We start from the raw sequence: 22972 nt of genomic DNA on the forward strand, positions 1-22972 counted from the left end.
GCACCGGCCGGGCCGCCGGGACGGGTCGAAGAATCCGGCGAATCCTGGCAAGGTGGCTCCATGGCTGATCGGGCAGCGAGTGCCCTGTCACTTCCGGATGACTGGCCCGCCCGACCGGACCCGATCCTGGCGCTCAACCACATGGGCACCTTCGACTGGGACCTGGACAAGGGCGTGATCCACATGGACGCCCAGGCGCACCAGGTGTTCGACCTGCTCCCCGAGGAGTTCGACGGGCGCTTCGAGTCACTGACCGCGCGGGTGCCGCAGCCCGAGGCGGCCCGGCTGGACGCGCTGGTCGCCCGGGCCGTCAAGGAGGGCGCCGAGAACTACGGCGCCTACTTCCGCATCCGCCGCCGCGACGGCACCCCCCGCTGGACCCACACCCAGGGCTACATCCGCCGGGACGAGTCCGGCCGTCCCCGCCGCGTCGTCGGCATCGTCCGCGACGCCACCGGGGAGCTGGCCGAGGGCGAGGCCCGCAGTCTGCGCGCCGCCCAGGACGAGGCCTTCCGCCAGCAGACCAGCATCGTCCAGATCGTCTCCGCGGCCCTCGCCCACGCCCGCACCGTGCAGGACGTCATCGAGGTCCTCAAGGACACCCACGGCATCCACCGGCTGGGCGCGGCCAGCTTCGTGATGGGCCTGGTGGAGGCCGGGCGGATCCGGCTCGTCGCCGAGGCGCCGGCCGGCAGCTTCGTTCCCGCCACCCAGGTCAACCGCATCGACGAGCCGTACCCCATGAGCGAGGTGGTGCGGACGCTGAGCCCGCGGTTCGTCGAGAGCCCGGAGGAGTTCGCGGAGCAGTACCCCCTGCTGTGGTCGCAGATCACCCATCTGCGGATCGCCTCGGCCGCCTATCTGCCGCTGATCGCCCAGGGCCGCCCGATCGGCGCGATGGGCCTGCTCTACAGCCTCCGGCGGGGCTTCTCCGAGGAGGAGCGCGCCGTTCTCGTGGCCCTCGGCAGCAGCATCGCGCAGAGCCTGCAACGGGCCATGCTCTACGAGCAGCAGAAGGACCTCGCCCAGGGCCTCCAGCAGGCCATGCTGCCGCGCACCATCCCGCAGGTGCCGGGCGCCGACGTCGCCGTGCGCTACCGGGCGGCCGCCCTGGGCCGGGACATCGGCGGCGACTGGTACGACGTGATCCCGCTGCCCGGCGGCCGGGTCGGCGCGGTCATCGGCGACGTCCAGGGCCACGACACCCACGCCGCGGCCGTGATGGGCCAACTGCGGATCGTGCTGCGCGCCTACGCCGCGGAGGGGCACGCCCCGGCCACCGTGATGGCCCGCGCCTCCGAGTTCCTGCGCGAGCTGGACACCGGTCGCTTCGCCACCTGTCTGTACGCCGACGCGGACCTGGCGACCGGGGTGGTCCAGGTGGTCCGCGCCGGGCACATCGACCCGCTGGTGCGCGACGCCGACGGCTGCCGGCGCGTACCGGTCGAGGGCGGGCTGCCGCTCGGGCTGTCCGCCGAGTTCGGCGGGCTGGACTATCCCGTCGCCACCCTCGAACTGGACCCGGGTGCCACCCTGCTGCTGTGCACCGACGGGCTGGTCGAGCAGCCGGGCTGCGACCTGGACGACGGCATCCGGAACCTTACGGAGCGGGTGCGCACCGGGCCGGAGGAGGTGTCCGACCTCGCCGACCTGCTGATCCGGCTGGCCGAGAAGCGCGGCGGCGACGACGACGTGGCCCTGCTCCTGCTGCACCGCCGGGTCCCGGAGGAGGCGCGGCCCCGCGGCCGGCTCCAGCAGCATGTGGCGCCCGGTGATCCGGAGGCGCTCACCCAGGCCCGGCACATGATCCGGGCCGCGGTCCGCGCCTGGGGCGAGGAGGAGCGCGCCGACGAGGTGGAGCTGGCCGCGGACGAGCTGATCACCAACGTCCTGGTGCACACCGAGGGCGCCGCGACCGTCACCCTGCGGTCCCCCGTCGGGGGAGAGCGCAGGCTGCGGATCGAGGTGGAGGACTCCTCCAGCGCCCTGCCCCGGCGCCGGGACGCCGGGGAGGACGGCGTCTCGGGGCGCGGCCTGCTGCTCGTGGACCGGCTCGCGGACGCCTGGGGTGTGGAGGCGCGCGGCCGCGGCAAGGCGGTGTGGTGCGAGTTCCGGGCGGGCGCGGACCGCGGCGGGCCGGACGGGTGAGCCGGGAGGCGTTGTCGGTGCCGGGTGGCACTCTGGACGTATGCCGGAACTGCCCGAGGTCGAAGCGCTGACGGACTTCCTCTCCGAGCACCTGGTCGGCCACCGGGTGGCGCGGGTGCTGCCGGTCGCCGTCAGCGTGCTGAAGACGTACGACCCGCCCGTCACCGCCCTTCAGGGCGCCCTGATCACCGGGGTGCGCCGGCACGGCAAGTTCCTCGACCTGGCGGCCGACAGCGGGCTGCACCTGGTGGTCCACCTGGCCCGCGCGGGCTGGTTGCAGTGGAAGGACCGGCTGCCGGACGGGCCGCCCAAGCCGGGCAAGGGCCCGCTCGCGCTGCGCGTGGCGCTGGAGACCGGCGAGGGCTTCGACCTCACCGAGGCCGGCACGCAAAAGCGACTCGCGGTGTACGTGGTGCGCGATCCGGCGCAGGTGCCGGGCATCGCCCGCCTCGGCCCGGACCCGCTCGCCGCGGACTTCGGGGAGGACCGCCTCGCCGCCCTGCTGAAGGCGGAGCGACGACAGCTCAAGGGCGCCCTGCGGGACCAGTCCCTGATCGCCGGGATCGGCAACGCCTACAGCGACGAGATCCTGCACGCGGCGAAGATGTCCCCGTTCAAGCTCGCCGCCTCCCTCACCCCGCAGGAGACCCGCCGGCTGTACGAGGCGTTGCGCGACACCCTCGCCGAGGCGGTCGAGCGCTCCCGGGGCGTGGCCGCCGGTCGGCTCAAATCCGAGAAGAAGAGCGGCCTTCGGGTGCACGGCCGCACCGGCGAGCCCTGCCCGGTGTGCGGGGACACCATCCGCGAGGTCTCCTTCAGCGACTCCTCGCTCCAGTACTGCCCCACCTGTCAGACGGGCGGCAAGCCGCTCGCCGACCGTCGACTCTCCCGGCTGCTGAAGTAGGGGCGCCCGCCGCCGTCGGAACGTCAGAAGAGGTGGATCGCCAGGTGCCCGAGCGGCAGGCCCAGCTGCCAGGCGGGCGTCCACACCTGGGGCCCGCCGTCCTCGCCGGCCGGGGCGCCGCCGCCCGGCACCGCGTCCAGGTCGGGCGCCAGCAGTTCGGTCTCCTCCAGCCAGCGCCAGGCGTCCTGGGCGAGCGTCAGATCGGCCGAGGGTGCCCCGGCCGCCCGCTCGGTCAGCTCGGCCATCCGGGCGCGCACCCACTGCGGCCACGGATGGTCGCAGGCCGTCAGCGACAGCCAGTTGTCCAGCTGGGAGACGACCCGGATGCCGGAGAGCTCCCCGTCGGTGTCGGACAGGAAGACGGTCAGCGCGAGCGCGTCCCGGCCGGCCCGGAACTCGAAGGACGTCGGCGGCATCAGATCGCCGGTGCGCAGCAGTTCGTCGGCGATGTACTCGGCGTACAGCCACGCCATGGGGACGTCCAGTTCACCGCCGCCGGTGCCGTCCGTGCCGTCGCTGTTCTCGTGTCCTCTGTGCGGCATTCCCTTCCTGCCCTTCCTCCGGTGCGTGCGCGTCGCCCGGTCCCCGGGGACGCGCCCCGCCCGGAACGCGGATGAGGACAGCCCATTGCCCCAAGGGGGGCCACAGCAAGGCGCTTTGCCGAGGCTTGACCCGGCTCCCGGTTTCGGCGCACGTCCGGTGCTTCACCGTACCGGGTGCGGCGCCGGGCGTGCGCGCCGCTCGCGTCCCACCGGCCCCGGGGGAGTACACGAGGGCAAGGACGTCACGGTGGTGCGGCGTGAGTGTCTTCACAGTCCCACCGGATGGGTCAATGAGAGGACCCGTACCGTTCGGACGGAGAGTCGGCTTCCTCCCCACGGGCCCGTCACGGCAATGTCGGTAAATACGACATGCGCACTGACATATCGACGTGCTGACGTACTGACGTAGATCCCGAGGTGTGAGCTGATGATCGGACGCAGACACCAGGTTGCGCTGGCCCTGACCGCCGTCCTCGCGACCGCGGCCGCCTGTGCCGACCACGTCCGCCATGATTCCGCCGCCCGCGAGGGCGCGCCCGGGCCGCCCGCCGCCGCCCGCGGCTTCACCCTGGTCGCCACCGGTGACGTCCTGACGGACGCAGCCGTCCTGGACCGCGCCTCCTACGACGCCGAGGCATCCGCCGGCGCGGGCTCCGGCGGCTACGACTTCCGGCCCATGTTCGCCGACGTCGAACCCCTGGTCAGCGGCGCCGACCTGGCACTGTGTCACCTGGAGAACGGCTACGGCGACGCCGCCCCGCTGTCCCCGCCGCAGCTCGCCCGGGACCTCGCCCAGACCGGGTACGACGGCTGCGCCACCGCCTCCGAGCACGCCCTGGACGACGGCGCCGAGGGTGTCCGGCGCACCCTGGGCGCCCTGGACGAGGCGGGCCTGGACCACGCGGGCACCGCCCGCAGCGCGGACGAGGCCCGCTATGTGTCGCTCCACCGGGCCGGATCCGCCGAGGTCGCGCAGCTGTCGTACACCTTCGACACCGAGCGGCCGCTGCCCGACGGGCAGCCCTGGGCGCTCCGGCCGATCGACGTCGGCCGGATCACCGCCGACGCCCGCGCCGCCCGCCGGGCCGGCGCCGACGTGGTCGTCCTCTCCCTGCACTGGGGCACCGACCGCGACGACGCCCCGACCGCGGCGCAGACCGACCTCGCCCGCCGGCTCACCGCCTCGGCGGACGGCGGCCGCCCCGACATCGACCTGATCCTCGGCAGCCACACCCACGTCCCGCAGCCGTACGAGAAGGTCAACGGCACCTGGGTGGTCTACGGTCTGGGCGACCAGATCTCCGGGCGACCGGACGACGCCCACGGCGCCCGCGACCCGCGCGCCGACGAGTCCACCCTCGCCCGCTTCACCTTCGCCCCGCCCGCCCGGCCGGGCGGCCGCTGGCAGGTCACGCGGGCCGAGTTCGTCCCCCAGCTGTACGACCTCGACGCCGGCCGCGTGGTCGACGTCGGCCGGGCCGTCGAGGGTGGCGCCGACCTCGCCGGGGTGCGCGACCGCATCCGGGAGGTGGTGCTCAGCCGGGGCGCCGCCAAGGACGGCCTGGTGATGGGGGAGTGATCACTCGGGCCGCCGCTCGGCCAGCGCGGAACGCTTGTACGAGTAGCCGAAGTAGACCGCGCAGCCGATCAGGAACCACACCGCGAACCGCACCCACGTCTGCCACTGGAGGAACGTGATCAGCCAGAGCGAGAAGAGCACGCCCAGCGCGGGCACGAACGGCACCGCCGGGGTGCGGAAGGTGCGGGGCAGGTCGGGCCGCCGGTAGCGCAGCACGATCACCGCCGTGCAGACCACCACGAACGCCAGCAGGATGCCGATGTTGGTCAGCTCGGCCGCCTCGCCGATCGGCAGGAACCCGGCGATCAGCGCCGAGGCCGCCCCGACGATCCAGGTCACCCGGGTCGGCACGTGCCGCGTCGGGTGCGTCTTGGCGAACCACTTGGGCAGCAGACCGTCCCGGGACATGGAGAACCACACCCGGGTCACCCCCAGCATGAAGGTGAACATCACCGTGAGGATGCCGATGATGGCGCCCACCGCGATCACGTCCGCGAGCCCGTTCAGGCCCACCGACTTGAACGCCGTGGAGAACCCGCTCTCCTTGTCGATGTGCCGGTAGTCCTGCATGCCCGTCAGCACCAGGCAGGCCGCCACGTACAGCACCATCGCGATCACCAGCGAGTAGATGATCGCCTTCGGCATGTGCCGCTGCGCGTCCTTGGACTCCTCGGCCGCCGTCGACATGGCGTCGTACCCGAACACCGCGAAGAACACCGTCGCCGCGCCCGTGAAGGCGCCGCCGACGCCGTAGGGGAAGAACGGGTGGTAGTTCGCCGTGTCGATGTGGAAGAAGCCCACCCCGATCACCAGCAGCACCACCAGCACCTTCACCGCGACCACCAGCGTCTCGAAGCGAGCCGCGCTGCGGATGCCGAGGTTGAGCAGCCAGGCGATCAGCAGGCAGAGCACCACCGCGAACAGGTCCACCCGGTGTCCGGAGCCGGTGCCGGGCGCGCCCATCATCCAGTGCGGCAGCTTCGCCCCCATCTGTTCGACGAGGAAGCCGAAGTAACCCGAGATGCCGATCGCGACGACCGCGACGATCGCCGTGTACTCCAGCAGCAGGTCCCAGCCGATGAACCAGCCCGCGAACTCGCCGAGCACCGCGTAGCCGTAGGTGTAGGCCGAGCCCGCCTTCGGGATCAGCCCCGCGAACTCGGCGTAGGACAGCGCCGCGCACGCGCTCGCCGCGCCCGCGATCAGGAAGGACACCAGCACCGCGGGACCGGCCGTGCCGTTGGCCACCGTGCCGGCGAGCGTGAAGATACCGGCACCGATGATGCCGCCGACGCCGATCGCCGTGAGCTGCCACAGCCCGAGCGACCGTTCCAGCCGGGGCCCCTGGCCGGCCTCGGTCTCCTCGATGTGCTCGATGGGTTTGCGGCGGAGAATCCCCTCACCCGCCCGGAGCTTGGCCATGCGCCTCACCTCTTCGCCGACGGCAAACGGCTGACGCGGGTTCATGATGGCTCAGGGGCGCGCCGCAGGGAAGGAGCCACGCACGGCCCAGGCGGGGGTCCACGGGCGCGAGGGCGGGCGGCTCGCGGGCCGGGCGGCGAGGTGGGCGCGCAGCACGGCCAGGCCCGGGTGCGCGTTGGCCGCGCTCCACACCAGGGAGTGCGGGTAGACCGGGGTGGGATCGGTGAGCGGGATCCGCCGCAGATCGTGCCCGGCGGGCCAGACCAGCCGGATGCCCTCGGCGACGAGGGTGGCGAGCGTGGCGGAGTCCGCGACCGTGTCGAGCAGCGCCTCCGAGCCGAAGTCGGGGCCCACCGAGTCGATGGTCAGCCCGAACTCGGCGGCCAGCGCCTCGTAGTAGGCGGCCCACTCGGTGCCGGCCACCAGGCCCGGCATCCAGATCCGGTGCCCGGCCAGCTCCGCCGGCCGCACCGAGCGGGCCCCGGCGAGGGGATGCGCGGGACCGGTCAGCAGCTGCACGGCCTCGTCGTAGACGCGCGCCGCCCGCAGGCCCTCGGGCAGCCGGGGGCCGACGGCGCGGAACGTCGCGTCGATGGTGCCCGCGCGCACGGCGGCGACGGCCGTGTCCGCGTCGAACAGGGTCACCACGTCCAGGGCCGTCTCCGGGTGCGTCCGGTGGAAGTCGCGCAGCAGGCCCGCCGGGCCGAGCCGGGCCCCGACCACGTCCACGCGCAGCGCCCGCCGGCCCGGCCGTACCGAGGCGGCGGCCCGCTCCTCGGCCAGCAGCAGCTCACGGGCGTGCGGCAGGAACGCCTGCCCGTCGATGGTCGGCTCCGCCCCGCGCGCGGTCCGGCGGAACAGCCGCACCCCCAGCTCCTTCTCCAGCGCCGCGATCCGCTTGGAGACGGCCTGCTGGGTGATGCCGAGGACGGCGGACGCCTCCTGGAACTGTCCGCTGTCCACCACGGTGACGAAGGTGCGCACGGCCTTGAGGTCCACCCGGCCATCGTAGCCACCGGGTGCTGATGTACAACCAACGGTTGTGGCCGTCGTCGTGCCGGTTGTTTGAACCGCAGGCCACCTGCTGGCTTTCATATGCCGGGTCAACGGGAGGTTGTGGATGAGGCTGGGTCGGCAGTTCGGGTGGCTGTGGGCGGCGTATTCGGTCAGTACCTTCGGCACCTGGCTCGCGTTCGACGCGTTCGCGTTGATCGCGGTTCTCGTGCTGCACGCGGGTTCCGCCCAGGTGTCGCTGCTCGCCTCGGCCGGGGTGGCCGTCGGCGCGGTGGCCGCCGTACCGCTCGGCCCCTGGATCGAGTTCCGGCGCAAGCGGCCCGTGATGATCACGGCCGACCTGGTGCGCGGGGCCGCGCTGCTCACCCTGCCCGCCGCCTACGCGTTCGGCGTGCTCGGCTTCGGGCAGCTCCTGGTGGTCTCCGTGATCGTCGCGGCGGCCGACATCACCTTCACTGCCGCCTCCGGCGCCCACCTCAAGGCGCTGGTGCCGTCCGACGGCCTGCTCACCGCGGCCGGCCGGTTCGAGTCCACCACCTGGACCGCCAGCGTGCTCGGTCCCCCGCTCGGCGGCGCCCTCGCCGGTCTGCTGGGACCGGTGACCACCGTGGCCGCGGACGCCGTCAGCTATCTGCTGTCCGCCCTCGGCATCCGCGCCATCGGCCGCGGCGAGACCGTGCCCGAGCGCACCGCCGCGCCCCGCGCCGGCGAACTCCTCGACGGCTGGCGGCACCTGCTCACCAGCCGCGCCCTGCGCCCGTTGTTCTTCAACGTGCTCCTGGGCAACGCCCTGATCATGGCCGGCTCGCCGGTCCTGTCGGTGCTCATGCTGGGCCACCTCGGCTTCGCCCCCTGGCAGTACGGGCTCGCCTTCGCCGTGCCCTGCCTCGGCGGACTGCTCGGCTCGCGGGTGGCCCGCCCGCTGGCCACCCGGTACGGCAGGCGCCGGGTGCTGCTCGCCTCCGGTGTGCTGCGCGCCTGCTGGCCCATCGGGCTCGCGTTCGTCGGGCCCGGCGCGGCCGGGCTGCTCGTGGTGATGGTCGTGGAGGCCGGGCTGATCCTGTGCTGCGGCATCTTCAACCCGCTCGTCGTCACCGAGCGCCTGGAGCTGACCCCGAACGACCGGGTGGCCCGCATGCTGGCCGCCTGGTCCGTCACCGGCAAGGCCTGCACCGCCGCGATCACCGCGCTGTGGGGGCTGGTGGCCGCCGTCGTCGGGGCGCGCACCGCGCTGGGTCTCGCCGGGGTGCTGATGCTCGCCACCCCGCTGCTGCTGTGGCCGCTGGTGCCGGGGCGCCGCGTGGCGGCGGTCACGGAACGACCGTCACCGGCCACCGTCCCGCCTTCACCAGCCGCACCGCCACCGACCCGATGATCCGGTGCCCGGCCTGCTCGGAGGCGCCCACCACCACCGCGTCCGCCTTCAGCTCCTCGGCCGCCGCCACCAGGCCGGTGTAGGGGTCGCCGCGGTAGGTGTGGAACTCCCAGCGCACCTCGAATATCCCCCGGACCCGCTCGGCCGCCTCCCGGATCTGCGTCACCAGGTCCTCGGCGATCTCGTTGGCGGTCTCCAGCACCGGGGCACCGAGGGCCGCCCCGGCCGCCAGCACCGGCTGCACGTACACCACGGCCAGCAGCGCGTGCTGGCGCCGGGCGAGACCGCCGGCGTACGCCGCGGCACGCATGGACGAGTCGGAACCGTCCACCCCGACGAGGACGACCTTCGGGCCGTCCGTGCCCCGCTCGAACTGGTGCGCATGCTGCTCGTGCTGCTCCGTCACATCTTGAGATTATCGGAACCTTTACTTCCCACTGCCTCGCGGGGCGGCGGGCCTTCGCCACCCACCGCAGCCACCACCCCGGACGGCGCCCACCGCACGCACCGGCCCGCCCAGCGCGCGCGTCCCCCGCCCCCTTCCTACAGTCGGAGGCATGACCGCCACCGCGGAGCCCGCCGCGCGCAGGACCGGTGCGGCGCCGACGCGCTCGCCCGGCGGGGGACGCCTCGGCCGGGTACCGAAGGCCTTCGCCGGCCTGTTCGCCGGGCTCGGCGCGCTGTGCGCGGCGATCGCGCTGATCGAACCGCTGCGGCTGCTGCTGCGCCCGCTCGTCCGGGGCATCGACCTGCTGCTGGTGCCGATCAGCGCCAACCTCGCCTACGCCGTCTTCCTGTTCCTGCTGGCCGGCGCCACCGCCGCCCGCAAGAAGGTCGCCTGGTGGCTGGTCGTCGTCTATCTCGGCCTGGTCGTGCTCACCGACGCGCTCGGCGTCGCGCTCGGCCTGTACGCCCAGTCACTGCCCTCCCTCGTCCTGTGCGGCCTGCTGCTGCTCCTGCTGATCGCGGCCAGAAGCGAGTTCTACGCCGCCTCCCGGCGCGGCGCGGTGTGGCGGGCGCTCGGCGTGCTGCTCGGCGGCCTCGCGGTGGCCATCCTGCTCGGCTGGGGGCTCGTCCTGCTGTTCCCGGGCACCCTGCCGGCCGGCCAGCACCTGGCGTGGGCCGCCGACCGGGTCTGCGGCGGTCTGGTCTCCAGCAGCTCCTTCGCCGGGCGCCCGCCCCGCGAGGTCACCTTCGTGCTCGGCCTGCTCGGCGCGCTCGCGCTGCTCAACGCCGCCGCCACGCTGTTCCGTTCCCAGCGCCTGGAGGCCGCCCTGCACGGCGACGAGGAGGCCCGCATCCGCGCCCTGCTCAAGGCGTACGGCGAACGCGACTCCCTCGGCTACTTCGCCACCCGCCGCGACAAGGCCGTCGTCTTCTCGCCCAGCGGCAAGGCCGCCGTCACGTACCGCGTCGAGGCCGGTGTGTGCCTCGCCAGCGGCGACCCGGTCGGCGACCCGGAGGCCTGGCCGCACGCCATCGCCGCCTGGCTGGACCTGGCCCGCCGCTACGCCTGGGCCCCCGCCGTGATGGGCGCCTCCGAGGACGGCGCCCGCGCCTTCGCCCGCGCCGGGCTCGGCGCCCTCCAGCTCGGCGACGAGGCGATCGTGCACGTGGCCGGCTTCGACCTCGGCGGCCGGGACATGCGCGTCACCCGGCAGGCCGTGCACCGGGTCCGCCGCACCGGCGTGACCTGCCGCATCCGCCGCCACGCCCAGCTCGGCGAACGGGAGATGGAGGAGATCGTCGACAAGGCCGACGCCTGGCGCGACACCGAGACCGAGCGCGGCTTCTCCATGGCCCTGGACCGGCTCGGCGACCCCGCCGACGGCGACTGCCTGCTGGTGGAGGCATGCGGCGAGGACGGCCGGCTGCTCGCCCTGCTCTCCTTCGTGCCCTGGGGAGCGGACGGCGTCTCCCTGGACGTGATGCGCCGCGACCGGACCGCACCCAACGGCGTGATGGAGTTCATGGTCAGCGAACTGTGCGCCGCCGCGCCCAAGGCGGGCATCCGCCGGATCTCGCTGAACTTCGCCGTCTTCCGCTCCGTGTTCGAGGAGGGCGCCCGCATCGGCGCCGGGCCCGTCCTGCGGCTCTGGCGTCGGCTGCTGCTCTTCTTCTCCCGCTGGTGGCAGCTGGAGGCGCTGTACCGCTCCAACGCCAAGTACCGCCCCGAGTGGTACCCGCGGTTCATCTGCTACGGCGAGACCGCCTCCCTCGCCCGCATCGGCCTGGCCTCCGGGATCGCCGAGGGCTTCGTCCCCGTACCGTCGCTGCGCACCCTGTGGGGAAGGGGGCACCGCGGCACCGGGCCACGCCCCGCTCCCCAACGCCCCCGGCCCGCCGCGGCGTCCGGCACCGAGAGGCAGGGAGCGGCCGGGCCTGCCGCCCCGGGCGCGGGCCTGCCCGACCAGATCCGCGTCCGGCGCCGCACACTGGACCGGCTGCGCAAGGCCGGCACCGACCCCTACCCCGTCGGCGTCCGCGCCCCCACCCACGCCCTCGCCGACGTCCCGCCCGGCCGCCCCGGCGAACCCGGCCCGCAGGTCACCGTCGCCGGCCGCGTCATGCTGGTCCGCGACTTCGGCGGCATCGTCTTCGCCGTGCTGCGCGACTGGTCCGGCGATCACCAGATCGCCCTCACCCGCGACCGGTCCGGCGCCGCCCTCGACCGCTTCACCGCCGACACCGACATCGGCGACCACATCAGCGTCACCGGGCACAGCGGCCTCAGCGACCGGGGCGAGCCCACCGTCTTCGCCACCTCCTGGCAGCTCACCGGCAAGTGCCTGCGCCCGCTGCCCGGCAAACACCGGGGCCTGACCGACCCCGAGGCCAGGGTCCGCCGGCGCCACCTCGACCTGATCACCAGGCCCGACGCCCGTGCCGTGCTGCGCGCCCGCTCCGCCGCCGTGGGCGCCCTGCGCCAGGGCCTGCTGGAGCGGGGCTTCACCGAGGTCGAGACCCCGGTGCTGCAACAGATCCACGGCGGCGCCAACGCCCGGCCCTTCACCACCCACAGCAACGCCTACGACCTCGACCTGTATCTGCGCATCGCCCCCGAGCTGTACCTCAAGCGGCTGTGCGTCGGCGGTCTGGAGAAGGTCTTCGAACTGGGCCGCACCTTCCGCAACGAGGGCGTCTCGCCCAAGCACAACCCCGAGTTCACGATGCTGGAGGCCTACCAGGCGTACGCCGACTACGACGTGATGCTCGACCTCGTCCGCGAACTGGTGCAGGGCGCGGCGACCGCCGCCTTCGGCGCCCCGGTGGCCCGCAGGGACGGCGAGGAGCACGACCTGTCCGGGCGGTGGCCGGTGAAGACCGTGTACGGCGCCCTCTCCGAGGTCCTCGGCGAGGAGATGGGTCCCGGCACCGAGCTGCTGCGGCTGCACCGGCTGTGCGACCGCACCGGGGTGCCGTACACCGCCGACGACCAACCCGCCGACATCGTCCTGGAGATGTACGAGCGGCTGGTCGAGGAGCACACCCGACTGCCCACCTTCTACAAGGACTTCCCCGTCGCCGTCTCCCCGCTCACCCGGCAGCACCGCACCGACCCCCGGCTCGCCGAACGCTGGGACCTCGTCGCCTTCGGAGTCGAACTCGCCACCGCCTACTCTGAGTTGACCGATCCCGTGGAGCAGCGCCGACGGCTCGCCGAGCAGTCGCTGCGGGCGGCCGGCGGGGATGCCGAGGCCATGGAACTGGACGAGGACTTCCTCCAGGCGCTCGACTACGCGATGCCCCCGACCGGCGGCCTCGGCCTCGGTGTCGACCGGCTCGTCATGTGCCTCACCGGCCTGACGATCCGGGAGACCCTGCCGTTCCCGCTGGTGCGCCGCCGCTGAGTCCCCGGGACCGGGCCCGGCAGCGCCAGGCCCGGCCGGAAACGGTCATGGACGCCGTGTGCCGGGACGCACCCGTAGGCGGCCGAGCCGGTCACGGCGGCGGACCGCTCCCGAGTACGGCCGTGACGATGCCCGGTACCGCGACACGCCGAGCGGCGACGACCACGAAGCACACGCTCGGCGGCCCGGCGTGCGGGGCCGGTCCGGTCGGCCCCACCGCCGCGTGATCACCGCGGGCGTCAACTCCGTTCGTTTCCCTGTCGGTTGCCGTAGTCCCAGCCGGCGGAGGGACGGCGGAAGGCCCCGACGGGTGCCACCGGGGTACCGGTGCTGGTCCGACCGGGTGGAATACCGCCCGCACACCGTGCCGTTGCGGTGCGGCGACCGCTCCGGGGGCGACTGATGAGTCATGCAGAAGGATCAGCTGTTCACACGCCGCCGCTTGCTCCTCGCCTCCGCCGCCGCCCTCGGCGCGGCCGGCACCGCGGGACTCGTCGTGGCGGGCGACGAGGAGGCCGTCCGGACCGCGGCCCCCGCGCCCGTCCCCGGCCCCCAGGCCCGTCAGGCACCCCTGAAGTCCTCGGCCTTCCGCCTCCGGCCGCTGACCGGCGACGGCCCGCCGCGCTCCGCGCCGCGCAAGCTGAAGGTGCGCACGGAGCCCATCTTCGAGATCTCCGCACGCGGCCGGCAGATGATGCTGACCTTCGACGACGGCCCCAACCCCGACTACACCCCGCACATCCTGGACATCCTCGCCAAGCACGACGTGCGGGCGATGTTCTTCGTGTGCGGCGAGTGCGTCGAGGACAACAAGCACCTGGTGGCCCGGATGGCCGAGGAGGGCCATGTCGTCGGCAACCACACCTGGACCCATCCGCTGCTGACCACCCTCGACCGCGCGGAGATCGAGTCGGAGATGGCGCGCACCAGCGACATCATCGAGGACGCCTACGGCGAGCGCCCGCAGTGGTTCCGCGCCCCCTACGGCGCCTGGAACCGGGCCGCGTTCCAGCTCGGCGCCGAGATGGGCATGGAACCGATGGCCTGGACCGTCGACACCACCGACTGGGACACGCCCGGCACCGACACCATCATCGAGCGGGTGGAGGGCGGCGCCGCGCCCGGCGTGGTCATCCTCTCGCACGACGCCGGGGGCGACCGCTCGCAGACCGTCGAGGCCATCCAGGAGTGGCTGCCCTATCTGCTCGACCAGGGGTACCACCTCACGGTGCCCCACAGACGCCTGTGACCAACTCCCGGCGCGCGCAGAAGGATTGGCCGAAGGGCCGACGCCCGCCGGGCCGCGGTGGTTCAGGCGACCGCGACCAGGCGGGCGAAGACGACGACATTGCCCTCGTAGCCGTCCTGCTTGGAGAAGTCGCCGCCGCAGGTGATGACGCGCAGCTCCGGGGCGCCCTTCGAGCCGTACACCCGGTCGCCGGGGAAGTTGCTCTTGGAGAACACCTCGACGCCGTAGACCTCGAACACCGCGGTCCGTCCGTCCTTGCGCAGGACGTCGACGCGGTTCCCCTTGCGCAGGGCGCCCAGGCCGTAGAAGACGGCGGGGCCCTGCTTGTTGTCGACGTGGCCGACGACGACCGCGGTGCCCTTCTCGCCGGGGGAGACCGCGCCGGTGAACCAGCCCGCGAGGTCCGGGTCGTCGGGCGGCGGTGCGCTCACCGCGCCGCTCGCGTCCAGGCCGACGGGGGTGACCGGCGCGTCCACGTTGATCGCCGGGATCCGCACCCGGTCGACCGCGGAGAACCCCAGCGGGACGAGACCGGTGGGCGCCGGGGTCCCCGGGGCGCGGGTGTCCGGGGCCGCCGCGGAGGCGGGCTGCGGCGGGCCCACGTCGAACTCGCCCGAACCGTTGCGCAGGAGCGCCAGACCGGAGAGCAGCAGCAGCGCCATCACGCCCCAGGGGGCGCGCCGCCGACGGCGTTCCTCCTCCTCTTCCTCCTCGGCGTACCGGGCGGGCGGGGACGGCCGGGGCGCGGGCCCGTGCCATTCCCTCTCCGACCGTCGCTGGTCCCGTGCGATGCGCATGGGAAAAAGCTAAGTGCCGCGCACGCGGCCCGCGACGGGCCGAGTGGCGAACGGGTGGCACCTGTGCCTCGTGGTGCGCCATCCGAGTTGCCGTTCCCAGGAATTTTCTGACGGTCCGTGACCTGCGGCTATATCCGATTGTCAGCTTGTCGTGCGGTGTGTCGGATCACCAGGACGGACCATTCTCGACATGCGGGCGTGTTCCGCGCGCCCGAGGGTCTATGCGGGAGGCGCTTTCTCGCCGATCGACCGGGGACGGGCCCCGGGGTGCCTTCCGCGGAGGATCACATGCGAAACCAACGCGCCCTGGCGGCCGCGTGCACCGCTGCCGCCGTGCTCGGGCTCGCCGCCCCCGTGGCCGTCGCGGACGGCATGGGCAACGGGGGCGGCACCACGGGAGGCACGGGCACGGGGACCATCGTCGGCCCGGGCACCGGCGTCGGCAACTTCGGGAACGGGAACGTCGTGGGCGGGGGCGGCAACATCGTGGGCGGGGGAGGGAACTTCGGAGGCGGAGGTGGTGGCGGAGGCGGCGGGGGCATCGGCGGGGGTGGCGGAGGCGTCGGCGGCGGGGGTGGCGGTATCGGCGGAGGCGGCGGTGGGGGCATCGGTGGAGGCGGCGGGGGCGGTGGCGGCGGGGGCAACTTCGGGAACGGCAACGGGAACTTCGGCGGTGGCGGCGGGGGCGGCAACTTTCCGGGCGGAGGCAACGGCAACTTCAACGGAAACGGCGGCTTCAGCGGCAACGGCCGCTTCGAGGGTCACTTCAACGGCACCATCAGCGGCAACGGCCGGATCAGCAGCAACGGCAGGGGCGACGAGTTCGGCAACGGCGAGCGGGGTCGCGGGAACGGGCGGGGCGACGAGTTCGGCGGTCCCGGCGACAACGGCCTCGGCGGCGACTTCGGCAACCGTCCCGGCGGCGACAACGGCCTGCGCGACATCGTCGTCACCCCCGGTGTGGTCGCCGCCGGCGGCCGGCTCACCGTCACCGTGCACGGCTGCCGGGGCGGTCAGATGGCCTCCCGGGCCTTCCGCACCGCCCCGCTGACACCGTTCCGCGACGACACCTCACGGGGTGTCGTCTACGTCAACCGCGACGCCCGCCCCGGCCGGTACGACATCACCGTCCGCTGCGAGCGCCACACCCAGACCCGTCCTCGGGCCTTCACCGTGATCGGCGGCGTCAACGGCGGCCTCGGCGGCAGCCGGACCAGCGGTGCGACGACCGCCGACATGGCCATCGGCGGCGCGCTGGTCGGCGTGGCCGTGGTCGGCGGTGGCGTCTACTGGCTGCGCCGCAGGGGCGAGCGGCGCGCCTGACGCACTCCCGAGAACTCCCGGACCGGCGGCCACCGTGCGCGGGCCGCCGGTCCGGGTTCCTCCCCGTCGGGCCGGTCAGCCCTTGATGCCGGGGAACAGGTTCAGGAACGGTTCGGCGGTCACGGCGATGCCCCGGCTGTAGGGGGCGTCGAGGTCCCAGATGAGGAAGAGCATGAAGGCGATGGTCGCGGAGAACAGCCCGGCCAGCACCAACTCCCTTTTGGTACGCCGGATCTGGAGCGCGAACACCATGCCGACGGTGATCACCGCCCCGGTGAGCAGCCCCCACCACACCACGGCCGGCATGGTGGCCCCGGTGGAGTCGGCCCGCTCGTTGCGCGCCTGGTCGGCGGCGGTCATCTGGTCCAGCAGCGGCTGGTAGGCCTGCGCCTCGAAGTCGTTCGCGGGCCGGTAGTCGGTGACGTCCTGACGGACCTTCTGCAGCAGCGTGGCACCGCGGTCGGTGACGCGCTCGTGGCGGGTCATCGTCGACCACTCGGTGTGCACGACATAGCTGACATAGGTGTTGACATCGGCCCGGATGTGGTCACGCACGGCCGGGGGATAGACGCGGACCCGCTCCGAGATCTCGTGCAGGGCCTGTGCCTCGGACTGCGCGTAGTCCTGGGCGGAGCTGCGGGCCTCCCACACGCCCGCGATGGCCAGGCCCAGGACGATCGCGTAGACGACACCGATCCACATGGTCATGTACTCGATGACGTCCGGCGTCTCGTTGGGGTCCTCGTCCTGGGGTGCCCGCTTGTGCCGTACGAGCGTCACGGCGACCACCACGGCACAGGCCCCCAGCATCCCGAGGACGAGAACAAGCCAATCCGACAAGGGATACCTCCAGAGGTGAGCGGCCCGGCAGGTCAGCGCGGGCGGAGGGCCGCGACGGCGACGATCGCGGGCAGAGCGATGAGCAGGACGTAGGTGACGGGCCGGGTGTGGCCCGCCGCGGGCCGGCTGGCCGGATGTGGGTGGTACGCCGGGTAGCTCACCGGGGTCACCGTCGGGCGTGGGGTGGGGGTCGGCGACGGCTTCGGGGCCGGTGCGGGCCTGGGCGCCGCCGGGGCGGGCGGGGGAGTGGGGGTGGGCTTCGGCCGGGGTGCCGGGGCGGACGGCCGGGGCTTCGGCTTGGGCCGGGGCGTGGGTGTCGGGGTCGGCTTCGGTGGAGTGGGGGTGGGTGTCGGCGTCGGGGTGGGTGTCGGAGTCGGCGTCGGCGTCGGCGGGCACGGCGGCGGGGGCGGCGGTGGGCAGTGCCAGGGCGGCGGCCAGGGATGGTGGTGCCACGGCGGTGGCCAGGGGTGACCGCCGCCCACGAAGACCGCCGGCCCACCGCCCGCCGACGCCACCGAGGCGCCGCCCGACGGCATCGCCGGGCCGCCGCTCGCGGGGCCCGCCGGAGCGCCGTTCGCCGAGGTCACCGAGGTGCCGCCCGCGGAGACCGTGGCGGTGCCGTTCGCGAAGGACGCGGAGACATCGCCCGCGGTGGCCACCGCCACCGTGCCGCCCGGGCCCGTGGAGGTGTACGCGCAGACATCGGCCGACGCGCTGCCGACCGGGCAGCCCGTCAGGGCGCAGGTCAGCGCCAGCAGGGCCAACGCCCTTGAGGCGGACGCGCGTCGGGTCACGTTCAGTCCATGCACGCCAAGATCATGGGGGCTGGGGAGCGGCCGTATCCGGGAGTGCGGCGGTATTAGCCCGAAGGAGGGATAAACACGATCAGTGGTTTGACGATCGGATCAGTCCGATATGGCCGAATTCGCATCCCCGGGACGAGCGTTCGTTCGCACGCGGCCGGCGTCGGTGCGTCAAGCGGAAGGAGCCGGAGGGCGTCACCCGTCCCGATGGTGTGCGGTGGACGAGGGGTGACCGGAGCCTTGGCTGGAACATCACTCAGCGGGGTCGCCCAGGCACTTGCCGCAGGCAGTGACCGGGAACGGATGGTCAATTTCCGGTTCGGGTCGCTCCTTTGGCGGGCGATCAGTAGCCTCAGCTCGAACACCGGATCGCCTACGCCTTCGTCCCGCCTTGGAGAGATAATGGAGCGTCCCGCCTGGGCCCCACGCAGCATCGACATCTCGGTGCCGAGCGTCTCGCGCATCTACGACTACTACCTGGGCGGTTCGCACAACTTCGAGGTCGACCGGGAGGCCGCCCGCAGGGCCATGGAGTTCATGCCCGGCCTGCCGAAGACCATGCAGGCCAACCGGGCCTTCCTGCGCCGGGCCGTGCGGTTCGCCGCCCAGGAGGGCATCACCCAGTTCCTCGACATCGGCTCCGGCATACCGACGTACGGCAACGTCCACGAGATAGCCCAGTCCGCCGTCCCCGGCGCCCGGGTCGTCTACGTCGACCACGACCCGGTGGCCGTCGCGCACAGCGAGGCCGTGCTCGCGGGCAACGACGACGCGGGGGTGGCCGCCGCCGACCTGCGCAAGCCGCAGGAGATCCTCGACAGCCCCGAGGTGCGGCGGCTGATCGACCTGAACCGGCCAGTGGCCCTCCTCCTCGTTGCCATACTGCACTTCGTGGAAGACGCGGACGACCCCTACGGTGCGGTGGCCGAGCTGCGCGACGCGCTCGCGCCCGGCAGCATGCTGATCCTCACCCATGCCTCGTACGAGGGAATCCCCGTGTCCGCGGAGCGGGCCGAGGGTGCGGTGGACGTATACAAGGACATTCGCAACCCGCTGATCATGCGCTCGCGCGACGAGATCGCGCGGTTCTTCGAGGGGTACGACATGGTGGAACCCGGACTGGTGACGCTGCCGCTGTGGCGCCCGGAATCGGCGCCGGAGGACGAGGACCCGTTCGCCTTCTCCGGATACGCCGGCGTGGGGCGTACGGCGTGAGCGCGGAGCCGGACGGGCCGGAGGACAGACTGCGCAGGCTGACGACGATCTGGAGCCGGGCGCTGTACCCCGTCACCTCCACGTCGCTCACCCGCGCCGAGTTCGAGGGACAACTCCTGCCGCTCGCACGCCGGTTGAGCGAGCTGCTGCGCGCCCGCAGCTTCGACGCGGAGGCCGCCAGGGCGGTCGGCGCCGCCCTGGTCGAGGCGCACTGCACCGACCCCGAGGCACTCTCGCGCACCCTCGACTGCGTGGACGCCTATCTGGTGCTCTACTGCGGCGGCGACGGCCCCCAGGACGAACTGCGCATGCGTTCCTCGCGGTTGCAGCACGCGATGGCCGCCGGTTACGCGCACGCGCTGCGCCGCCGCACCCTCGCCGAGCAAGAGTCCATCGCCCAGGCCGCGTTGCGCGCCCAGGGCGTGGTGGCACAGGCGCTGCACGCCAGCGAGGCCCGGTTCCGCGCGGTCTTCGAGGGCGCCGCCATAGGGATCGGCATCGCCGACCTCGACGGCCACATCCTCCAGGTCAACGAGGCGCTGCTGCGCATGTTCGGACTCACCCAGCAGTCGCTGTGCGGCCGCCGGGTGCAGGACTGGACGCACCCCGACGACGCCCCGCAGACCTGGCGGCTCTACGACGAACTGGTCCGCGGCGAACGCGAGCACTACCACCTGGAGAAGGCCTTCAACCGGCCCGACGGCACGGTGCTGTGGACCAATCTGACGGTCTCCCTGCTGCGCGACGCCGACGGCAGGCCGCAGTACCAGCTCGCGCTCATGGAGGACACCACCGAGCGCCGGCTGCTCAACCTGCGGCTGCGCTACGAGGCCACGCACGACGCGCTCACCGGCCTGCCCAACCGCACGCTCTTCTTCGAGCGGCTGGAGAAGGCCCTCGCGGCCGGCCAGGACCAGCGTTTCGGCCTGTGCTACCTCGACCTGGACGGCTTCAAGACCATCAACGACAGCCTCGGGCACGCGGCCGGCGACCGGCTGCTGGTGGAGGTCGCCGACCGGTTGCAGTCCTGCGCGACCGCGCCCGGGGAGATGGTCGCGCGGCTCGGCGGCGACGAGTTCGTGGCGCTGACCACCGGCCCCGGCACCGAACGCACCGTGGACGAACTGGCAGAGCGCATCATGAACGCGCTGGTCACCCCGATCAGCATCGACGGCCGGGACCTGCTGGTGCGCGGCAGCCTGGGCATCGTGGAGGGCCCGGCGGGCGAGCGCACGGCCGCCGAGGTGCTGCGCAGCGCGGACATCACCATGTACCGGGCCAAGTCGGCGGGCGGCAACCGCTCGGAGCTGGCCGACCCGGAGGCCGACGCCCGCGCCATCACCCGGCACGGTCTGACCACGGCCCTGCCCACCGCTCTGGAGCGCGGCGAGTTCTTCATCGAGTACCAGCCGCTGGTGCACCTCGGCGACGGCAGCGTGCGCGGCGCCGAGGCACTGGTGCGCTGGCTGCACCCGCAGCACGGGGTGCTCGGCCCGGACCGGTTCATCCCGCTCGCCGAGCACACCGGGCTGATCGTGCCGCTCGGCCGCTGGGTCCTGGAGGAGTCGATCCGGCAGGCCCGCGCCTGGCAGGAGCGGCACGGCTGCCAGGACGCCGGGCCGCTGCGGATCAACGTCAACCTTTCCCCGTGCCAGCTCAGCCACCCGGGGCTGGTCCAGGACACGGTGGACATCCTCGAACGCGCCGGCGTCACCCCCGACGCCCTGTGCCTGGAGGTCACCGAGTCCGCGCTCATCGGCGCCGACGACGACCTGCTCAAGCCGCTGCGCAGGCTCGCCGAGATGGGCGTGGACATCGCCCTGGACGACTTCGGCACCGGCTACTCGAACCTGGCCAACCTGCGCCGCCTCCCGGTGAGCGTCCTCAAACTGGACCGCTCCTTCACCCAGGGCATGCAGCAGTTCCCCGCCGACCCCGTGGACCTGAAGATCGTCGAGGGGATCGTCACCCTCGCCCACAGCCTGGACCTCGCGGTCACCGTGGAGGGAGTGGAGACCGGGGCCCAGGCCGAACAGCTGCGGGTGCTGGGCTGCGACACCGCCCAGGGCTGGTACTACGCCCGCCCGGGCCCGCCGGAACGGCTGCACGACCTGGCCCTGGCGGACGCCACGGGGTGAGGGAGCGCGGGCGCCGGGCAAAGCGGTTCCGGGCCGGCCGGCGCGGCGGTGGCCGGCGCCGGGCCGGTCCCACCGGCGCCGGGCCCGAGCGCCCTCACCGCTGCCTGAGCATCCGCTGAAGCTCCCTCGCCGCCCGCGGTGGGGCGACGTCCGTGCGGTGGGCCAGGGCGATGGTCCGGTGCAGGCCGGGGCGGGCCAGCGGGGTGACCCGCAGGCTCAGGCCCGCCCGGGTCGCGACCATCCGCGGTACGACCGCCACCCCGAGCCCCGCGCGGACGAACCCCAGCACCGCGTCCATCTCGCCGCCCTCCACCGCGAAGTCCGGCTCGAAGCCCTCGGCGCGGCAGGCCGCCACGGTCAGCTCCCGCAGGTCGTAGCCGTGCCGGAACATCACCAGGCGCTCGCTCGCCAGATCGGCGATGCGCACCACCCGCCCGCCGTGCCCGGGCGCCGGCGCCTCCGGCGAGGAGACCACCACCAGGTCCTCGCGCAGCACCTCCTCGGTGGTCAGCGCGGGCGAGGACGGCGGCAGCGGCAGCACGATCAGCGCCAGGTCGAGCGCGCCCCGGGCCAGCTCGCGCACCAGGTCGTGCGAGCCGCCCTCCTCGATCAGCAGCCGGATGCCCGGGTAGCGGTCGTGGAAGGCGCGCAGCACATCCGGCAGCAGGCCCGTGCACAGGCTCGGCGTCGCCCCGAGCCGCACCCGCCCGCGCCGCAGCTGCACCAGTTCCTGCACCTCGTGCCGGGCGGTGTCCGCGTCCGCCAGGATCCGCCGGGCCAGCGGCAGCAGCGCCTCGCCCGCGTCGGTGAGCGTGATGTTGCCCCGGGCGCGCAGGAACAGATCCGCCCCCAGTTCCCGCTCCAGGGCCTTGATCTGCTGGGAGAGCGACGGCTGGGCCACGTGCACCAGCTCGGCGGCGCGGGTGAAGTGCCGGGACTCGGCGACGGCCACGAAATACTGGAGCTGCTGGAGCTGCATACAGCAACGATAGCCCCGTCCTATGGAAACAAGCTGCACCATGTCTTGGACCGATCGGGACCTTCGGCCCTAGCGTGCTGTTCCATGGCTCTGGCAACGCGGACGGACCGACGGCCGTCCATGGCACGCACGATGTGGGACTCCTCCGTCGGCAAGAAGACGGTGATGGCCGTCAGCGGTCTGATCATGCTGCTCTACCTGGTGGTGCACATGATCGGAAACCTGAAGATCTACTTCGGGGCGGGCGAGTTCAACCACTACGCCCACTGGCTGCGCACCATCGGCGAACCCTTCATGCACTACGAGTGGACGCTCTGGATCATCCGGGTCGTCCTCGTCGTCGCCGTGGTCGCCCACGCCACCTCCGCGTACCAGCTCAGCCGCCGCGACATCAAGGCGCGGCCCAGCAAGTACGTGCACCCGAGGCCCCGGGCGAGCTACGCCACCCGCACCATGCGCTGGGGCGGGATCATCCTCGGCCTGTTCATCGTGTGGCACATCCTCGACCTGACCACCGGCACCGTGCACTCCGGCGGCTTCCAGCCGGGCCACCCGTACCAGAACGTCGTGGACACCTTCTCCACCTGGTACGGCAACGTGATCTACATCGTCGCGATGCTCGCGCTCGGCCTGCACGTCCGGCACGGCTTCTGGAGCGCCGCGCAGACCCTCGGCGTCGGCAGCCGCGCCCGCGACCGCGCCTTGAAGACCGTCGCCAACGTTCTCGCGCTGCTGCTCACGGTCGGCTTCATCGCCGTGCCCGTGGGCGTGATGACCGGAGTGGTGAGCTGAC

18 protein-coding genes are annotated in these 22972 nt (G+C 73.2%); 10 read left to right on the forward strand and 8 right to left on the reverse strand.

All coding sequences use genetic code 11. The features are described 5' to 3' along the window. Positions 1–60: 60 nt before the first annotated feature. Both BLW85_RS33575 and BLW85_RS33580 read left to right on the forward strand, forming a co-directional pair. On the forward strand, positions 61–2148 hold the full coding sequence (locus BLW85_RS33575) for a SpoIIE family protein phosphatase (RefSeq protein ID WP_074994952.1): 2088 nt from the start codon (positions 61–63) through the stop codon (positions 2146–2148). Between the two features lie 40 nt (positions 2149–2188). Further along, positions 2189–3052, forward strand: a complete 864-nt coding sequence (locus tag BLW85_RS33580) for an Fpg/Nei family DNA glycosylase (protein WP_074994955.1) — start codon at positions 2189–2191, stop codon at positions 3050–3052. A 23-nt stretch (positions 3053–3075) separates the two neighbouring features. Here BLW85_RS33580 and BLW85_RS33585 read toward each other — a convergent pair whose 3' ends face one another. Then, a complete protein-coding gene (locus tag BLW85_RS33585) occupies positions 3076–3594 on the reverse strand; it encodes a hypothetical protein (RefSeq protein WP_070028448.1) in 519 nt (172 codons plus the stop codon). Positions 3595–4021: 427 nt separating this feature from the next. Here BLW85_RS33585 and BLW85_RS33590 point away from each other — a divergent pair, with 427 nt between their 5' ends. Beyond that, positions 4022–5173, forward strand: coding sequence for a CapA family protein (locus tag BLW85_RS33590; RefSeq protein WP_074994958.1), 1152 nt, complete (start codon positions 4022–4024; stop codon positions 5171–5173). Here BLW85_RS33590 and BLW85_RS33595 read toward each other — a convergent pair whose 3' ends face one another. Both BLW85_RS33595 and BLW85_RS33600 read right to left on the reverse strand, forming a co-directional pair. After that, positions 5174–6595, reverse strand: coding sequence for an amino acid permease (locus BLW85_RS33595; RefSeq protein ID WP_070028453.1), 1422 nt, complete (start codon positions 6593–6595; stop codon positions 5174–5176). It lies immediately after the preceding gene. Between the two features lie 51 nt (positions 6596–6646). Continuing rightward, a complete protein-coding gene (locus tag BLW85_RS33600; protein ID WP_070028455.1) occupies positions 6647–7594 on the reverse strand; it encodes a LysR family transcriptional regulator in 948 nt (315 codons plus the stop codon). 121 nt (positions 7595–7715) lie between these two features. On the opposite strand from BLW85_RS33600, the gene BLW85_RS33605 reads away from it, so the two are divergent. Further along, positions 7716–8984: an MFS transporter gene (locus BLW85_RS33605; RefSeq protein ID WP_079172498.1), complete on the forward strand. Its 1269-nt coding sequence runs from the start codon at positions 7716–7718 to the stop codon at positions 8982–8984. Here BLW85_RS33605 and BLW85_RS33610 read toward each other — a convergent pair. After that, positions 8920–9390, reverse strand: a complete 471-nt coding sequence (locus BLW85_RS33610; protein ID WP_070028457.1) for a universal stress protein — start codon at positions 9388–9390, stop codon at positions 8920–8922. The genes BLW85_RS33605 and BLW85_RS33610 overlap by 65 nt on opposite strands. Positions 9391–9541: 151 nt before the next feature. On the opposite strand from BLW85_RS33610, the gene lysX reads away from it, so the two are divergent. Then, positions 9542–12835, forward strand: a complete 3294-nt coding sequence (lysX, locus tag BLW85_RS33615) for a bifunctional lysylphosphatidylglycerol synthetase/lysine--tRNA ligase LysX (protein WP_074994961.1) — start codon at positions 9542–9544, stop codon at positions 12833–12835. 409 nt (positions 12836–13244) lie between these two features. Continuing rightward, positions 13245–14084 carry a polysaccharide deacetylase family protein gene (locus BLW85_RS33620; protein WP_070028459.1) on the forward strand — a complete coding sequence of 280 codons (840 nt, stop codon included), beginning with the start codon at positions 13245–13247 and terminating at the stop codon, positions 14082–14084. 62 nt (positions 14085–14146) lie between these two features. Here BLW85_RS33620 and BLW85_RS33625 read toward each other — a convergent pair whose 3' ends face one another. Then, on the reverse strand, positions 14147–14881 hold the full coding sequence (locus tag BLW85_RS33625) for a class F sortase (protein ID WP_079172499.1): 735 nt from the start codon (positions 14879–14881) through the stop codon (positions 14147–14149). Between the two features lie 288 nt (positions 14882–15169). On the opposite strand from BLW85_RS33625, the gene BLW85_RS33630 reads away from it, so the two are divergent. Next, positions 15170–16204, forward strand: coding sequence for a hypothetical protein (locus tag BLW85_RS33630; protein WP_074994966.1), 1035 nt, complete (start codon positions 15170–15172; stop codon positions 16202–16204). A gap of 75 nt (positions 16205–16279) precedes the next feature. On the opposite strand, the gene BLW85_RS33635 is transcribed toward BLW85_RS33630, so the two are convergent. Both BLW85_RS33635 and BLW85_RS38585 read right to left on the reverse strand, forming a co-directional pair. Beyond that, positions 16280–17044, reverse strand: coding sequence for a bestrophin-like domain (locus tag BLW85_RS33635; protein WP_071828866.1), 765 nt, complete (start codon positions 17042–17044; stop codon positions 16280–16282). Positions 17045–17076: 32 nt separating this feature from the next. Further along, complete coding sequence (locus tag BLW85_RS38585) at positions 17077–17838, reverse strand: hypothetical protein (RefSeq protein ID WP_208624996.1); 762 nt, start codon at positions 17836–17838, stop codon at positions 17077–17079. 411 nt (positions 17839–18249) lie between these two features. Here BLW85_RS38585 and BLW85_RS33650 point away from each other — a divergent pair, with 411 nt between their 5' ends. Both BLW85_RS33650 and BLW85_RS33655 read left to right on the forward strand, forming a co-directional pair. After that, positions 18250–19062, forward strand: coding sequence for an SAM-dependent methyltransferase (locus tag BLW85_RS33650; protein ID WP_070022601.1), 813 nt, complete (start codon positions 18250–18252; stop codon positions 19060–19062). Continuing rightward, positions 19059–21200, forward strand: coding sequence for a putative bifunctional diguanylate cyclase/phosphodiesterase (locus tag BLW85_RS33655; RefSeq protein ID WP_070022600.1), 2142 nt, complete (start codon positions 19059–19061; stop codon positions 21198–21200). Before BLW85_RS33650 ends, BLW85_RS33655 begins: the two co-directional genes overlap by 4 nt. Positions 21201–21294: 94 nt before the next feature. Here the strand turns inward: BLW85_RS33655 and BLW85_RS33660 are convergent, their stop codons facing one another. Further along, complete coding sequence (locus BLW85_RS33660; RefSeq protein ID WP_074994972.1) at positions 21295–22179, reverse strand: LysR family transcriptional regulator; 885 nt, start codon at positions 22177–22179, stop codon at positions 21295–21297. 120 nt (positions 22180–22299) lie between these two features. On the opposite strand from BLW85_RS33660, the gene BLW85_RS33665 reads away from it, so the two are divergent. Further along, entirely contained in the window at positions 22300–22971 is a 672-nt protein-coding gene (locus BLW85_RS33665) for a succinate dehydrogenase (protein WP_070022598.1), read from the forward strand. The last annotated feature ends 1 nt before the right edge of the window (position 22972 follow it).

Source organism: Streptomyces misionensis, assembly GCF_900104815.1.
In the GTDB taxonomy this organism is placed as follows: Bacteria; Actinomycetota; Actinomycetes; order Streptomycetales; family Streptomycetaceae; genus Streptomyces; species Streptomyces misionensis.

What these genes read in the sequence shown, in the direction of transcription:
- BLW85_RS33575 (WP_074994952.1), top strand. Translation starts at nt 61, where the DNA reads ATGGCTGATCGGGCAGCGAGTGCCCTGTCACTTCCGGATGACTGGCCC.
- BLW85_RS33580 (WP_074994955.1), top strand. Translation starts at nt 2,189, where the DNA reads ATGCCGGAACTGCCCGAGGTCGAAGCGCTGACGGACTTCCTCTCCGAG.
- BLW85_RS33585 (WP_070028448.1), bottom strand. Translation starts at nt 3,594, where the DNA reads ATGCCGCACAGAGGACACGAGAACAGCGACGGCACGGACGGCACCGGC.
- BLW85_RS33590 (WP_074994958.1), top strand. Translation starts at nt 4,022, where the DNA reads ATGATCGGACGCAGACACCAGGTTGCGCTGGCCCTGACCGCCGTCCTC.
- BLW85_RS33595 (WP_070028453.1), bottom strand. Translation starts at nt 6,595, where the DNA reads ATGGCCAAGCTCCGGGCGGGTGAGGGGATTCTCCGCCGCAAACCCATC.
- BLW85_RS33605 (WP_079172498.1), top strand. Translation starts at nt 7,716, where the DNA reads ATGAGGCTGGGTCGGCAGTTCGGGTGGCTGTGGGCGGCGTATTCGGTC.
- lysX (WP_074994961.1), top strand. Translation starts at nt 9,542, where the DNA reads ATGACCGCCACCGCGGAGCCCGCCGCGCGCAGGACCGGTGCGGCGCCG.
- BLW85_RS33620 (WP_070028459.1), top strand. Translation starts at nt 13,245, where the DNA reads ATGCAGAAGGATCAGCTGTTCACACGCCGCCGCTTGCTCCTCGCCTCC.
- BLW85_RS33625 (WP_079172499.1), bottom strand. Translation starts at nt 14,881, where the DNA reads ATGCGCATCGCACGGGACCAGCGACGGTCGGAGAGGGAATGGCACGGG.
- BLW85_RS33630 (WP_074994966.1), top strand. Translation starts at nt 15,170, where the DNA reads ATGCGAAACCAACGCGCCCTGGCGGCCGCGTGCACCGCTGCCGCCGTG.
- BLW85_RS33650 (WP_070022601.1), top strand. Translation starts at nt 18,250, where the DNA reads ATGGAGCGTCCCGCCTGGGCCCCACGCAGCATCGACATCTCGGTGCCG.
- BLW85_RS33660 (WP_074994972.1), bottom strand. Translation starts at nt 22,179, where the DNA reads ATGCAGCTCCAGCAGCTCCAGTATTTCGTGGCCGTCGCCGAGTCCCGG.
- BLW85_RS33665 (WP_070022598.1), top strand. Translation starts at nt 22,300, where the DNA reads ATGGCACGCACGATGTGGGACTCCTCCGTCGGCAAGAAGACGGTGATG.